The 14,439-nt window shown below is 56.3% G+C and carries 11 protein-coding genes; 8 read left to right on the top strand and 3 right to left on the bottom strand.

Features of this window, described 5'->3' with window-relative positions:
• The first annotated feature begins 122 nt into the window (after positions 1-122).
• On the top strand, positions 123-1,202 hold the full coding sequence (locus LPB260_RS14990) for a hypothetical protein (protein ID WP_208706606.1): 1,080 nt from the start codon (positions 123-125) through the stop codon (positions 1,200-1,202).
• 107 nt (positions 1,203-1,309) lie between these two features.
• Here the strand turns inward: LPB260_RS14990 and LPB260_RS14985 are convergent, their stop codons facing one another.
• Both LPB260_RS14985 and LPB260_RS14980 read right to left on the bottom strand, forming a co-directional pair.
• Positions 1,310-1,843, bottom strand: coding sequence for a transposase (locus LPB260_RS14985; protein ID WP_208706605.1), 534 nt, complete (start codon positions 1,841-1,843; stop codon positions 1,310-1,312).
• A 134-nt stretch (positions 1,844-1,977) separates the two neighbouring features.
• Positions 1,978-3,636, bottom strand: coding sequence for a glucan 1,4-alpha-maltotetraohydrolase domain-containing protein (locus LPB260_RS14980; protein WP_208706604.1), 1,659 nt, complete (start codon positions 3,634-3,636; stop codon positions 1,978-1,980).
• A 414-nt stretch (positions 3,637-4,050) separates the two neighbouring features.
• Between LPB260_RS14980 and LPB260_RS14975 the strand changes: the two genes are divergently transcribed.
• From LPB260_RS14975 to LPB260_RS14955, 5 genes are all read left to right on the top strand, one after another.
• A complete protein-coding gene (locus LPB260_RS14975) occupies positions 4,051-5,334 on the top strand; it encodes a maltoporin (RefSeq protein ID WP_208706603.1) in 1,284 nt (427 codons plus the stop codon).
• Between the two features lie 185 nt (positions 5,335-5,519).
• The gene (locus tag LPB260_RS14970; protein WP_208706602.1) at positions 5,520-6,443 is read left to right on the top strand and encodes a MalM family protein; all 924 of its coding nucleotides are present in this window, start codon (positions 5,520-5,522) and stop codon (positions 6,441-6,443) included.
• Positions 6,444-6,869: 426 nt separating this feature from the next.
• Positions 6,870-7,187 (top strand): hypothetical protein, encoded by a 318-nt coding sequence (locus tag LPB260_RS14965; protein ID WP_208706601.1) that lies wholly within the window; start codon positions 6,870-6,872, stop codon positions 7,185-7,187.
• A 497-nt stretch (positions 7,188-7,684) separates the two neighbouring features.
• Entirely contained in the window at positions 7,685-8,092 is a 408-nt protein-coding gene (locus LPB260_RS14960; protein WP_208706600.1) for a hypothetical protein, read from the top strand.
• A 566-nt stretch (positions 8,093-8,658) separates the two neighbouring features.
• Positions 8,659-8,841 (top strand): hypothetical protein, encoded by a 183-nt coding sequence (locus LPB260_RS14955; RefSeq protein ID WP_208706599.1) that lies wholly within the window; start codon positions 8,659-8,661, stop codon positions 8,839-8,841.
• A 316-nt stretch (positions 8,842-9,157) separates the two neighbouring features.
• Here LPB260_RS14955 and LPB260_RS14950 read toward each other — a convergent pair whose 3' ends face one another.
• Entirely contained in the window at positions 9,158-10,201 is a 1,044-nt protein-coding gene (locus tag LPB260_RS14950) for an IS110 family transposase (protein ID WP_208706998.1), read from the bottom strand.
• 2,253 nt (positions 10,202-12,454) lie between these two features.
• On the opposite strand from LPB260_RS14950, the gene LPB260_RS14945 reads away from it, so the two are divergent.
• Together LPB260_RS14945 and LPB260_RS14940 are read left to right on the top strand one after the other, a co-directional pair.
• Positions 12,455-12,886, top strand: coding sequence for a hypothetical protein (locus LPB260_RS14945; protein WP_208708883.1), 432 nt, complete (start codon positions 12,455-12,457; stop codon positions 12,884-12,886).
• 371 nt (positions 12,887-13,257) lie between these two features.
• Complete coding sequence (locus tag LPB260_RS14940) at positions 13,258-14,382, top strand: hypothetical protein (RefSeq protein ID WP_208709960.1); 1,125 nt, start codon at positions 13,258-13,260, stop codon at positions 14,380-14,382.
• Positions 14,383-14,439 lie beyond the last annotated feature (57 nt).

Here is a 14,439-nt window from a genome sequence, read left to right as displayed (position 1 = left end):
ACCCGTGGTGCGCATGGCGCACCCTACAGAAAACACCCCGTAGGGTGCGCCATGCGCACCAATCCCAACACCACCCTAGGGTGCGCCCCGCGCACCAGCCATTTCCCGCAACAGGTGCCCAGATGACCGCCGAACAACAACGCCACCAGCAACAACTGGCCTTCGCCGCCAGCGGCGCGGAACTTGAGATCGGCAGCGCCGCCGACTGCCCCCTGCCCCTCGAGCAACTGGTTATCACCGACGCCGACAGCCCCTGGGTACGCCAGCACTTCAGCGCCGGCCTGACCGCCGAGGTCTATCGCATCGAAGCCGGCGATCGCCACTGGACCCTCAAGCGCGCCCGCCAGCGCTGCAAGGTGCAGAACGTCGACGGCCAGACCTCCTTTCTCAACGAGCTGCAACACCGCGCCGACATCCAGCGGCTAAAGGCCGGCCCCGGCGGCTTTGAGCGCTTCGCCGCCCTGGTCGACACCCAGTACGCCAGCTACCGCCGTGGTGTGCTGCTGTCGCCCTGGATCGCCGGGAAACCGGTGCAGGACTGGACGGAGCGGCGCCTGTTGCAGCTGTTCGACTGCCTGCGCGCGCTGCTGCTGGAGGGCCTGTTCGAGTGGGACCTGTGCCCGGGCAACATCCTCGACGACGGCCGGATTCGCCTGTTCGACTTCGGCTACATGTACCGCTTCGACCCGCTGCGGCACTTCAACAGCAACGGCACGGCTACCCCCCAGTTCCATGGCGCCGAGCGCTTCGAGACGCGCCACTATTTCGCCCACCTGATGACCCTGGAGCGACAGTCGGAAACCCGGGCCCTGGCCGCCCTGCGCCTGGAGAAGCAGATCACCCTGGACACCTACCGGCAGCTGCAGATGGACCTGGCGCAACGGGGCGCCAGCCCGGTGGTGCTGGATTGGCTGGCGGCCATCTGCGCAGGCTGGCAACGGGCGCTGCAGGGCGACCTGGAAGACCTGTACCTGGAGGAAGCCTGGCGTTCCCACTGGCTGGACCTGCACGACGACCTCGGCGGCCAGACCTGCACGCCGCTGACCCTGGCCCGTATCGACTGGCTGGAAAGCGCCCTGCACCAACGCCAGGCAGACCTGCGGCGTCTGCAAGTCCTGGAGACGCCAGGCGCCGGCGAGGACTTTCGCGAGCAACTGCGCCTGGCCCGCCAGCAGGCCAGCACCTGGCAGGTCGGCGGTTGATGCCGGTGCGCGCGGCGCACCCTACCGGGCAGGCACCTCTACCCCCGTAGGGTGCGCCTCGCGCACCACCTGGCTTACACGGCCACGCGGAAATGGGATGCACCGGCTCACTCGCCGAACCCTCCCTGCACCTCCCCGGCGCCGCCCCAATCCGCCGGATACACGCCATCCCGCACCAGGCGGTGGTAGCTCGACCAGGGCCAGTCGCCAACCCGCGCGACCAGGCCATGACGCACCGGGTTCCAGTGCAGGTAATCCAGATGCTGGCGATAGTCCCGCTCATCGCGGATGCGGTGTTCCCAGAAGCGCCGCTGCCACAGTCCGGATTCACGACGCAGGCTGCGGCTAAAGCCGATGCTGGCCGACAGCTCGGGCACTGCCTGGCTGGTCAGGCGCTTGATCTTCGACCAGCGCACAGCAAAATCGGCGTCACCTTCGGGCAGTTGCCAGAGGCAGTGCAGGTGGTCGGGCAGCAGCACCCAACCATGGATGTTGAAGGGGTGCCCCTGGCGTACCTGTTCGATGGCCAGGCGCAAGGCTTCACGCAGCCTGGGCTGGGTCAGCACAGGCTGGCGCTTATGGGTCACCAGGGTGAAGAAATAGCAGGCACCGGTCTCCCGGGCACGACGGTAGTTGGACATTCCCTGTCTCCTGATACGAATCGCTCGATCAGGATAGAACCTGGTGCGCGCGGCGCACCCTACGGCCACCCTTAACCACAGCAGCTGGCGCACGCACGTAGGGTGCGCCATGCGCACCAGGGCCGTCATAGCCGTCAGAAGCGACCGATGCTGATTACGCCCTCGGCGCTGGTCAGGCGGTTATTGGCGCCCGGTTGCCAGGTCTTGACCTGGGTCGGGTTGCTCTCGCTGCGGATGATGCATTTCCACTCCAGGCTCTGCTGCGCCGGCAGGCGGATCACCCCTTTCCACGTCGGGTAGGCGCTGGTGTCGGTGAGGCGCACGGCATTGGCCGAGTTCCAGCTGCCCAGCTCGGCGCTGCTGCCGACCGCATAGACGCTGTCGCCCAACTGGGTGACGCCGTTGTCGCAGCGGAAATTGACATTCACCTGGCCGCCGCCGGTGCTGCCGCTGCGCCAGATGCGCACCTGGCCGTTATCGACATTCAGCGCCTGGGTGAAGCTGCCGCCGGCCACCTGGTTGGGGTTGCTCAGGTTGGAGCCCAGGGCGATCACCAGTTGCTGCTGCTCGCCGGTCACTGTGGCCACCAGCCCCGAATAGCTGCTGTGGAACTGGATCGCCGACGCCGCCTTGACCCCCGCCGCGCGGCGGATCTGGATCAGCTGGCGGATAAAGTCGCCATGGCCCCAGTCGTACATGTGCGGCCAGTACACCACCGGCGTGCCGGGGCTGCTGAGGATATAGGCGTAGGCCTGCTTGAGCTTGGCGTCGGGCAGCGGCCAATGGTGCTGGCCGCCGTTGGGGCCGGGCGAGTAGCCGGTATCGTGGTTGTCGACAAAGGTCACCGCCACCTCGCGCCAGCGCGCATCGGGGTTGCCGTTGAGGCCATGGCGCCAGTCGGCGATGCTGCCGTTCTGCATGCGTTCCTTGAGGGCGAAGTCGAACACCGTGCACTTGGCGCGGTCGGACCAGTCCTTGATCACCTGCTGCCAACTGGCGCCGTTGCGCCAATCCCAGCTCGGGTATTCGCCCGGCGCCTTCCACAGCTCCCCGACGCAGAAAGCGTTGTCCTGGGCGGCGCTCATCCAGCTGTTGACCCGCTCGCCGGCATAGCCGCGGACGAAGTCGAAGCGCAGACCGCCGGCGCCGTAGTTGCTGCGCAGGTTGCTGAACTCCTGCTGGAACATGGCGTAGTTCTGCGCATGGGCGGTGTTGAGGTCGGCCTCACCGCCGACGAAGCGGTCGCCGTCGTCGCAATCGTTGGGGTAGTTGCCGGGGTCGACGCAGTCGTTGCGCCACAGGCCCTGGCCGGCCGGCAGGTTGATCTCCTTGTTGGGGTAGCCACGGTTCATGTGGTTGGGTACCACATCGTAAACCGGCTTGACCCCGGCGCCGTTCAGCGCGTTGGCCGCCTGCTTGAGCTGGCTGTCGCCGCCATAGCGGCCGTTCTTGTTGAAGTCATGCCAGAAGTAGCCTTCGCCGCCCCCCGAGGTGCCATCGCCCGGGTTGCTCCAGCTGGAGAAATCGCGCCAGGGCACCGGCATCCACACCGCGGTGAAACCGTCGGCGGCGATGCTCGGGGCCTTGCTGGCGAGGGTGCTGTACCAGGTGTTGGGGGCGGTTCTCACCACGTTCCAGTGAAAGCCCTGGAGGATGATCTCGTCGCCGCCGTGGTAGCGCACCCCGTTCGGCGACTTGCCGCTGGCGTCCGCCGCGTGCAGCAGGTTGCCCCAGGGGTAGGCCAGGGGCGTCAGGGCCAGGGTCAGACCGGCGATTCGCAGGTATCGGTTCATCGTAAAGCTCCTTGTTGTCATTGTTCTGAGCATCCGACTTCGGGGGGCCGCCCCCGGATGGATAGACCGGCGGCCCCGAGGGTCCACCCGACTGTCGCAGCCTGCCGTCCCTGGGCGGCGCCTCCTACCTCCCCCCGGCGTTTTTTTGCGGCGTAGGCCGCAGGCGTAGACCGCCCATGGCTACCTCCGCCCCGCCCTCCCCGGCACCTACGCCCCACTACGCCCAGCCCCTCAGCCTGGAAAAAAAATCGCCGGGAGGATGTGGCCCAACCGGCCTTGGCGGACGCTTGCCGACAGCCGCCACCGGTTCATCTGCCCCTACCCGGTCGTGCAGCAGCCCATGGCCCCGGCCCTGGCAACGGCTTCGCCAACCAGCGGCCACCTCGAATCCAACAACAACAAAAGGTCCCCACGATGAACAAGATCCACCCTGCCCCGCTGTTCCGCCCCAGCGCCCTGGTCGCCGCCCTGCTGCTGGCCAGCCCGGCCATGGCCGTCGACTTCCACGGCTACCTGCGCTCCGGCATCGGCGCCACCGGCGGTGGCGGCGACCAGGCGTGCTTCCAGGCCGCCGGCGCGCCGGCCAAGTACCGCCTGGGCAACGAGTGCGAAACCTACGCCGAGATCGGCCTGGGTCAGGAAGTGTGGAAGGAAGGCGAGCAGAGCTTCTACGTCGACAGCATGATTGCCTACAAGTCGAACCAGGCGAACGACTGGGAAGCCACCGACAGCAAGGGCGGCAACGGCGACAACCCCTACGCCAACGGCACCAGCTCGATCCGCCAGTTCAACGTGCAGGGCAAGAACGTCCTCAGCATGCTGCCCGGCTCCACCCTGTGGGCGGGCAAGCGCTACTACCAGCGCCACGACGTGCACATCAACGATTACTACTACTGGGATGTCTCCGGCCCCGGCGCCGGCATCGAGAACATCGACCTGGGCTTCGCCAAGGCCCACATCGCCTGGATGCGCAACACCGATGGCACCTGGGTATACAACGGCGCCGGCACCGGCACCAACGTGGCCAACGACACCCTCGACCTGCGCCTGAACGACATCGACTTCAACACCGACGGCAAGCTGGAGTTCGGCTACGACTACGGCAAGGCCAACCTCACCGACGAGCAGGAAAAGGACCCGGGCTATCGCGACCAGAAGGGCCACCTGATCACCGTCGAGCACACCCAGGGCAACTGGTTCGGCGGCTTCAACAAGCTGGCCCTGCAATACGGTACCGACGGCATCATCGGCGGCACCGGGCGCAACACCACCGGCAACAGCAACGGCGACATGCAGCGCCTGGTCAACCAGGGCGTGGTCGGCCTGAGCGACAACATCGAAATGATGTACGTGCAGATCTACGAGAACAAAGACTTCGACAACGACTCCGGGCAGCAGTGGTTCTCCTTCGGCGTGCGCCCCGTGTACAAGTGGGACAACGTCATGAGCACCGCCCTGGAGTTCGGCTACGACCGCGTCAACCCGCAAGCCGACGGCGCCGACACCGTCGACCTGAAAAAGATCACCCTGGCCCAGCAGTGGTCGGCCGGCCGCAGCTTCTGGGCGCGCCCGCAGATCCGCGTGTTCGCCACCTACGCGATGTGGGACGGCGACAAATACAACGCCGCCAGCGAGTCGGTGGAAATGGGCGACGACAACGGCCTGACCTTCGGCGTACAGGCCGAAGCCTGGTGGTAAGCCGCTGACTGCCCGTTGCATCCGGGCAGGTTCCATCCGCAACAACGCTGCTCCAATGGCTTTGCCCCGGACCTGCAACAGGCCGGGGCCCTTTTTCCAGGAGTCCGCCCCACGCGGCTCGCACAATCGCGCGCGGCCCAGCGTGAACAGGACTCGCAGGCATGAACACAATAAGAGGAACAACCATGCCGTACATCAAGACAACCGGCCTCGCCCTGCTCGGTGTGCTGCTGACAGGCTGCAGCAACGACGCCCTGCGCCGGGTCGACGCCTTCGCCCAGACGCCCGCCCCCATCGCCACCAGCCAGGGCGCGGCCCTCGCCGCCCTGGCCGCCGCACCGCTCTGCTGCGCCAGCCTGCGCGAGCTGCCCTATACCCCTATCGGCCCCGACTTTTCCGCCAGCGTGCAGATCGACCGTCACGCACCGGCCTTTCAATTCGACAGCGGCAAGAGCTTCTTCCGCGCCTTCGCCCTGCCGCACAACAGCCGCTCCTTCGAAATCCGCCTGTACAGCCAGGCCGGCGACACCGTGCTGGCGCCCAACGCCATGCTGCTCGACAGCCAGTTCCGCGTCACCCGCCTGCTCGGCGCCGACGACTTCACCTACGTGCCCGCCCAGGGCCTCAAGGGCGACAGCCTGGACGCCCGGCTGCGGGTCGACCGGCTGTACCTGGACAACCCCGGCAACGAAAGCTACCTGATCCTCTACACCAGCGACGCCCAGCTGGCCGGCAAGACGCTCATGGAGCACCCGGCCAAGGCCTATGCCAAGGCGCGCGGCACCCAGCCGCCGAACATCCCCGACCCGGTGGCCCTGCACGTGCCCGAGGGCGTCATCAAGATGGTGCTGATCGAAGACGGCAGCGCCGGCCAGCAGGCCAACAGCTACGTGCCGCCGCGCAGCATCGGTCGTGAAATGGGCAACGAACTGCCCAGCGTGCCGGCACCGGCGGTGCTGCCGGAAACCCAGGCCTACTACCGCCAGGCGATCGACGCCGCGCTGGCCAGCAAGGACCTGGAACGCGCTCTGCGCCTGGCCGACGAAGCCGCCCGGGTCGGCGACCCGAGTGCCAAGGCCTACCTGCTCGAGCGCATCCAGATCAAATGAACCCTCCCCTCCAGGGATGTCCTTAGGGCGGCCAATGGCCGCCCCTTTTTAGAGTTAGCGCCACATGCGAGCAGGCAGCTAACGCACCGCCCGCCCAGCAAAACTGACCACCGCACCGAATCGACTTCGCCCATACCGCCGCGTTGCCTGTTACCAACTGCCGATTTGCCCACGCGCAGTACAGCTGCCAGAACCAATTGGTCATCACCGACCATATTGTTTCCCGTCCCCGGCACGCGCTAATCTCGACGCCTCTTCGGCCCCTCGCAAATGGAATTGTCCCGATGGTGCATAACACCCCCGCGCCCAAACGCCCCCCGCCCAAGGCGCGCGCCAGAGCCCTTCAGGCTCCCCCCTCCCAGAACGTTATCCACCAAATGGTGCGTTTAAACGCACCGTTTGGTGCCTAATTTTAGTTAGGTGCTTATGGACTATTCCGCACAATCTGTAACGGCGCTGCTTCGGGGGCCACTAATTACCACGCCGCAAGGCTGGGTAGTTATCTTCGCAGCAATTGTTTATTTCACGCTGGCTGTTACATTCGGCGCATTTGATTTGACCCCACCGCTGGTAAAAAGCCCCAGCGTCGCAATCACCATTTGCATTTTTTGGCCGTTCATTGTGTTTCTGCAATTTGTAAAAAGTGGCTTGCCTTCATTCAGGCCATCAATCTTATCCGCTGTAATTACTGGGCTTTATGCCGCTGCTCCTTTCATATACGTTGGCTGGAAACTTTGGGAGTAACTCCGTGCATCTTCACAATCACACAGCGCTGCTTCGTCGATAACGCACCTAACAATGCGCTCAAATCGTTCGCTCCGCTCACTGGGACCGGCTAAAGCCGGCCCCTTAGCTTAATCGTTAGAGGCAGAGCATAACCATGCTGCCAACCAGAAGGGCCAGAACACTAGTGATAACGCTATTATTATGCGCAGCCATACTATTGGCTGGCCCTTTTATAATAATGATCATTGTATTCAACTCGGCACCACACTCACCAAATTCCATATGGGGAATCCCGGTCGTAATTCATCAAAATCTCTACTACCCAATACTTTCCAAATTATCAAACGACAACCTATACAAGTCGCAGTTCTTAAAATTTACAAGCTACTTATGCGATAAGCACCCTGACAGATGCACAGAATAAACACCATGCCTCTAACAAATGGTTCAAATCGCTCGCTTCGCTCACTGGGACGGGCTAAAGCCCGCCCCTTAACCAAACGTTAGAGAACAACATGGTACGCAGCTCAATATCACTTGGCTTAGCCGCAGCAGTCGCCGCATATTTAATTGCAAAAACCCTGAAGCTCGTACTTATTTCCGTGTTCGGCGAGCCACTCTCAGGGCCATTCCTTAATCTTATGCTTGAGGCTATTTATAGCCTTCCTTGGCTGGCAGGAGGTTTTGTTGCAGGATATTTTTCTAGTAAAACGCCACTCAAAAGCGGTGCAGGAACAGGCGCTATTTACGGTGTAATTTACTGCCTAATCGGTATAGCAATGCTTGCTACTCAAACACATGGGGTACACGACCGCTTGGCGCAGCTAAGTTTCGCGGCAGTTGGCATTGCTAAGTTTTCATTCTTGTTCACACTATCCGCTGCTTTAGGCTATACAACCAAAGCAACGTGGAAAGTTCTCTAACTAGTGGTTCAAGTCGTTCGCTTCGCTCACTGGGACGGGCTAAAGCCCGCCCCTTAACCAAACGTTAGCAGCAGCTGGAGCCCATAAGTAAAGTTCATGAGTATAGAAAAGAGAGCAGCACACATCTTGGTAATATTTGGCGTGCTGATTTGGGGAATAATTCTTGGAGCCCGAGCTCCTTATGTGCCCTTGGCAGATTTAGAGTACGTCGTACTCCCGTACTCATCATTGCTGATTTTTTTTTGCGCTTATTCTGATGTGCAGCATCTACAAAGGAACACCTTCAAAACCTGCGGGTTTCCGGTACCTAGCCAACATATACAAAGAAGGCAACTATAAGCAGTTTTTGTATTCTCTCTTCGCTATTCCAGCGTCCAGCTGTTTAATGGGGGCCTTCACGTATATGCTGGTTGCAACGTTGCCCGCCTATCCGACCAAATTTTTAATGGCTGGTACAGCAGAAGCTCAGGCGACTTGCATTCAGACAGGTAGAGACAAAGCCAGAGGTAGTTGGTCTATGTTTCTATTGAAGAATGGTGAAGAATGGACAGTTCCTAGTTTTGGCCATGTCTGCCCAAAAGAACAACGAAGTTGCTTACTTACTTTTACAACCGGAACAGCTGGATACTTTGTTCATAAAATTAAATGCAACTAACGATTTCTTCATATCGCACAACGAACTGGCACACAAAATCGCTGGCATGGCGCTTCGCGCAGAGGCAGCGGTTGCGCTTATTAAAAGGCGCTAGCTCCTACAATCACATATTCGCGAACGACCATATATTACGCTGCTAACAAATGGTATATGGACGCTCCCCACAAGTAGATGAGGAATCGCTTTTCAAGCCTGTCGTCAGTGCGGTTGCATTCGTATATCCGGCCTGTCATGGGCAGCATCGCCCTGGCCACTCTGTAGTTCGCACAGCGGGGGCCCAGCGTTCAATCGATCACGTGGATCATGATTGTTATCGGCCTTGTTCCGCTGCAGGACTCGCCTGTTCCGACAGTCTCGCGTCTCACCACAACCACCCGAAAACCCTCATTCCCTCCTGGTTACTCCCGCCGTCAGGCGGGCCTTACGCTCTGCCAGTTGCCGCTGAAACGTCGTTCGTGGCACCACACCGCCCAGCAGATTCGTACCAGTTTGTTGGCCAACGCCACCGCCGCTTTGTTGTGGCCGATGCGCGCCGCCGTTTGCGTGGCCCAGCGCTGTAATGCGGTCAGTCGTTCCGGCGTGTTGGCCAGGCAGCGCTGGGCCGCCAACAAGGCGGCGCGGGAGCCGTGGACCAGCAAGGTACGCACATAGACGTTGCCCTGGCAGCTGATATGGCCCAGCTTGCGCCGGTTGCCGCTGCTGAACTCGCGTGGGGTCAGGCCCAGCCAGGCACTGAGTTGGCGGCCGCTGGCGAAGCGCTGCGGATTGCCGACCGCGGTCTTCAGGGCGCTGGCGGTGAGCAGGCCGATGCCGCTGACCTCGTCCAGCCTGCGCACGATTTCATCCTCGGCATGCCATTGCTGCAGCTGCCGCTCGCAGTCCGCCATGCACTGCTGATAGAGATTGATCTCACCCAGGACGATCTGCAGCAGGCCGCGCAGGCGCGCCAGCTCCGGGCGCTCGATCAGTTCGTTGGCCCGGCGCAGGAAGGCCGCGGTGCTGGCTGGCGCCTCGATACCCGCTTCGCGCAGGATGCCACGCAGCAGGTTGATACGCTGGGTGCGGCTCTTCTTCCAGGTCTCGCGCAGGCCGTGCAACTGCTGCAGTTGCTGCTGCTCGTGGCTCTTCACCGGCACCGGATGCAGGCCGGCACAGCGCGCCGCTTCGAGCATCGCCTCACAGTCGTTGCGGTCGGTCTTGTTACGCCGCCGGTACGATCGCACATAGCGTGGATGCAGCAGCATCACCCGGTGCCCACGGGCCTGCATCAGCCGCCCCCAGTAGTGCGCCGTGCCACAGGCCTCCATCAGCCACTCGACCGCCTCGGCCTGCTCCTGTATATATCGCCCGAACGCCTCACGACTCAGCCGCCTGCGCTGACTCACCACGCCGGCACGGACACTCTCGGCAACTTGGTAAACGGACTTGGCCAGATCAACTGCTATGCGTTTCATCACACCTCTCCCAATGCACAGTCACCACCGTTGTGGGTATAGAACCGTGGCGCGGGGAGCGTCCATTACAGCATTCAAACCGTTCGCTGCGCTCACTGGGACGGGCTAAAGCCCGCCCCTTAACCAAACGTTATACACAAATTCAAATCCTCGCAGAGGTCGCCAATCTTGAAAGAAATTTTTGATCCAGAATTCGAGGGTATGAGGTTAAATCAGCTAACCAGTCAGTGCCTTCCAGATATGGAAATTTCTGGCGAGGTTTTTTTTGGGGCACTTGGTAAATAAAATCGGCTTGATTTTGCAACATTTTTTTCGACAAACCCAGCCAAGACAAGATAGACAACTCAGGTTATAAAGATCTCCTGATAAGCCTCTTAGACTGCTTAATCATCTATCGCAGCAGTCATGAGCAAGAGTTTTCTCGCGACGGAATTGTAAAAATTAAAGACTCATTCGCCTCGATAGAGTGGATTAAAGACGGTGAAGCAGAGACTCTCGCAGACATCAAGAAGAGCGCCAGTCCACAATGACAAACAAAACAATCATCTCATCAATTGACAAAAATAATTTTTATATTGCGATTGAAAGTTTATTCACCCACTTCCCTGAGAAAATAACTTGCGTATCTGAAGCAAGCTTTCGCAAGGTATACGATTCGGAACATGCAAGAAAAGCGAAGAACATAGTTTACCTATTTCGCAGCGAGAAAAATGTTAGTCGCCTGAAAGGCGAAAGCAACATAATTTATATCGGCCAAACGAAATCTAGCTTCAATAAACGCTATCATCCTCACGCAAAACGTCATGCAACATCAGAAGCAAATTTCCTAAAATTTTCGCACATCATCGAAAACTACGGCCCCATTAGCATTTCGGCATGTGACTTCTCAACGTTCGGGGAAAGCATTTTACAGGCCGAGGGACAGTTGCTGTGGTGGTACTTCCAAAACCACTGTGAGTATCCGCCCGTAAATTATACAAAAACAAAAGTAAGAAATAGTGTGGTTTGCGTATAACAATGCGCTCAAATCGCTCACTTCGTTCGCCGGGACGGGCTAAAGCCCGCCCCTTAGCTTAATCGTTAGGTATCATTGTGAAGAAATTCGTACTCGCAGTAACCATAGTCATATTTGTAATTGCTCAATCATTCTTCATCTATGCTTTTTTCCAGCCCGAGACAGCCAATTATTTTACTAATCTCTGGTCAGGCTTTGGTGTTCAGCAAACGCCTTACTCATAATTTGTTTTCGAAACTATTCAGTGGTGGGCAGCGTTGCCAGTCATATGTTTAGCGCTTGGTGCACTTGCAATTAAACTCTCATCAAAACCAATATCGCTATTCGCCATCTCTACAAGCATACTAGGCACAATCGCTTTGTATTGGTCTGCGTACGCCCCAACATTATTCATCAGTATATGACACCTAACTAGTGGTTCAAATCGCTCGCTGCGCTCACTGGGACGGGCTAAAGCCCGCCCCTTAACCAAACGTTAGGCAGCCTCCGGAAATTCATCTCCGCTTGGTTTTAATCACAACACCGCGTCGCCAGTAAGTCGCATAGTTAGTGGCATTATTAAAGGGGATTGGTTTATGCCAGACACCGTAACAATTAACTTACCGTGCTCACCCTTTCGCTTTGCGGCGTCAGCCTTTTCTTTCTGCGTTGGTGGGACTACCGTGTCAGGCAGGCCAGGCCTAACAACCGGCTCAAATCGTTCGCTTCGCTCACTGGGACGGGCTAAAGCCCGCCCCTTAGCCAATCGTTAGGCAAAACAGACATGGCATCGAGTAAACGCCTAAGTAGTGTCTCTCACAGCATTGCACATCATGCTGTGAGCAGCCTGTCGTACGTGCATCCACATCTACGCCAAGCATCAAGGTCGCTTGCAGAAACAACAATATTAATTGACTTACTTGCACCAGAGCCTTGTCCAGAACGTTATCTACAAATTACACCATTGCGCCTTTCACTAAATTCCTTGAAAAAGCGCTTTGTAGAAATTCTTATATCTGAAGGACTATCAACATCTGAGTTAAGCACTGCAGTTTTATTATTTGAATTTACGTCTGAAACCCTAGATGACTACTGCGGTAACTGCCACTCGCTCTTGGTCTCCACTGCAGGCAAGGAATATATACATGCCGTAAATCATATCGGCGTATCTATTTCGCCTAACAAGGCGCTCAAATCGTTCGCTTCGCTCACTGGGACAGGCTAAAGCCTGCCCCTTAGCTTAATCGTTAGAGGCAATTATGAGTTTCGGAACATTTTACATAATTGACGATGAAGCTCGATCGTTCTTCGAAGGAAGGATAACGAAAAGTGATTGGTATGATGCTTTAGGAGAAATCGAGATTCAGAATAGTGAATCATGTGATGCTGAAGAATCAATACCTGCCTGGGTATTAGCCTTGAAGAACGAAGAACAACCCTTGAATTTACTGTTCCAAGGTGAACTACGGGCAGAGCCAAATGAATATGACGATCCTGACGTTGTATTTATCGGCAAAGACATGATCTCCTCAATTGTTAAAGAACTCGAAAAGAAACCGAAACCATATTTCGAAAAGTTACTTGACAATGTCAATTGCACACCAGATTTTTGGCTTTTCGACTCAATGTTTCAGTTTCTAAAAAGGGCAGGCGCTAACAAAAAGGCTATTGTAATAATATGGGGCGGCTAATGAGCTCTAACAAAGCCATGAACTCGGGTTTTGATAAAGCGTCATCTTTTTTGTTCAAAAAAACCCCCACTTCCCCAAGCTGGTTAGGGCGGAGTTACCATTTGTATTCTTCTTATTTGTTTTTGCACCGCGTACATTCGTAAAATTGCTCCACTACTTTCGGGTTTACAGCGGTTCGTCAGCAGCATCGATACATTAAATTTATTGCGTTTCGCCAGGTTAATCGCGCAACGCGCTACAAGCAGGAAAGCGGTGCTTTAAATTATGCGCACATCCGAGCCTCTAACAATTGGTTCAAATCGCTCGCTGCGCTCGCTGGGACGGGCTAAAGCCCGCCCCTTAACCAAACGTTAGGCCCCTTGGAGTAGAAATTGAGTTTCAATCTATTTGAAACAGTATTGGATGAAAATAAATTACATCCGTACTTTAAAGAAATTAAGAACGCACCAGAGTATGCCGAGACTCATAAAATTATAAATGAATGGAGTGAAGGGATTTTTGAGAGACGAGGGGAAGCAGTTAAATTTATCAATGAATTCCAGACTAGTTTCAACTCTTCTTATTGGGAAATCTATCTTAATAAAGCATTTAAGCTGCTTGAGTTTAAAATTGACTATACAAAGGCTAGCCCTGACTTTAATTTGCAGAACAAATATAACAAGAATATTTCTGTTGAAGCAGTAACATCTAACCCTTCAACTTTACCAACATTGAAACTTGACATGTCAAGCATGCCCGAAGAAAGTTTTCTCGACGATTCCACGCTAAAACTATCTGGAAAAATACGTGACAAACACCAACTTTACTTGGGTAATGGTAAAAACAAAAATCCATACTCGTCTTTAGAGCACGTAAAGGGAAACCCTTTTGTCCTGGCGATTGCGCCATTTGATAGTAAGCTATCACAAAGCCAAAACAATACTGCCATGAATAGAGTCCTTTATGGCCTAGAGCCTCCAGTTAATCATAATGATCCACAAACTGCAGTGGCTTCTATAAAAAATAAAAATGACACGGACATTATTTTAGGAATTTTCACTAATGATAGTTACAAAGAAATTAGCGCTGTTATTTTTTCCACGACAGGTACTTTTGGAAAAGCAGTAGCTTTAGCTGGCACAGCAAGTTTCGTAAAAACCACCAGACTCAGAAAAATGGGAATAGTTGAATTCTTAGCTAAGGAGGGTTTAGAGAAAATTGGTAAATCTATAACTAAAGTGTCCGACACCTACGACATTTTCTCTGAACGCTTTTACTCTGGTATAGATGTCTGTGGTCATGACATCCATATTTGCAGCGGAAGTGAGCATAAAGAAACCCACTTAGATGGTTTACAGGTATATCACAATCCATTTGCCATACACCCATTATCAAAAAATGATTTCAATGCTCAAGAAATTGTTCATTATTTCTACGACCCCGAAAATACGTCCATGACAATTAAATATAATGACAACGCGATGGTTTCAAGGAACACAGTGTCATCAGTAGCCTAACAAGTGGTATATGGACGCTCCCCACAAGTAGATGAGGAATCGCTTTTCAAGCCTGTC

This window comes from Pseudomonas sp. LPB0260, from assembly GCF_013388395.1.
Note: the sequence above shows the minus strand (reverse complement) of the source record. Positions and strands in the feature narration are given on the sequence as shown.

Bases quoted from the DNA above. Each gene is read 5' to 3' on its own strand.
- LPB260_RS14945 (WP_208708883.1), top strand. From the start codon at position 12,455: ATGAGTTTCGGAACATTTTACATAATTGACGATGAAGCTCGATCGTTC.
- LPB260_RS14950 (WP_208706998.1), bottom strand. From the start codon at position 10,201: ATGAAACGCATAGCAGTTGATCTGGCCAAGTCCGTTTACCAAGTTGCC.
- LPB260_RS14990 (WP_208706606.1), top strand. From the start codon at position 123: ATGACCGCCGAACAACAACGCCACCAGCAACAACTGGCCTTCGCCGCC.
- LPB260_RS14975 (WP_208706603.1), top strand. From the start codon at position 4,051: ATGAACAAGATCCACCCTGCCCCGCTGTTCCGCCCCAGCGCCCTGGTC.
- LPB260_RS14955 (WP_208706599.1), top strand. From the start codon at position 8,659: ATGTCTGCCCAAAAGAACAACGAAGTTGCTTACTTACTTTTACAACCG.
- LPB260_RS14970 (WP_208706602.1), top strand. From the start codon at position 5,520: ATGCCGTACATCAAGACAACCGGCCTCGCCCTGCTCGGTGTGCTGCTG.
- LPB260_RS14980 (WP_208706604.1), bottom strand. From the start codon at position 3,636: ATGAACCGATACCTGCGAATCGCCGGTCTGACCCTGGCCCTGACGCCC.
- LPB260_RS14960 (WP_208706600.1), top strand. From the start codon at position 7,685: ATGGTACGCAGCTCAATATCACTTGGCTTAGCCGCAGCAGTCGCCGCA.
- LPB260_RS14965 (WP_208706601.1), top strand. From the start codon at position 6,870: ATGGACTATTCCGCACAATCTGTAACGGCGCTGCTTCGGGGGCCACTA.
- LPB260_RS14985 (WP_208706605.1), bottom strand. From the start codon at position 1,843: ATGTCCAACTACCGTCGTGCCCGGGAGACCGGTGCCTGCTATTTCTTC.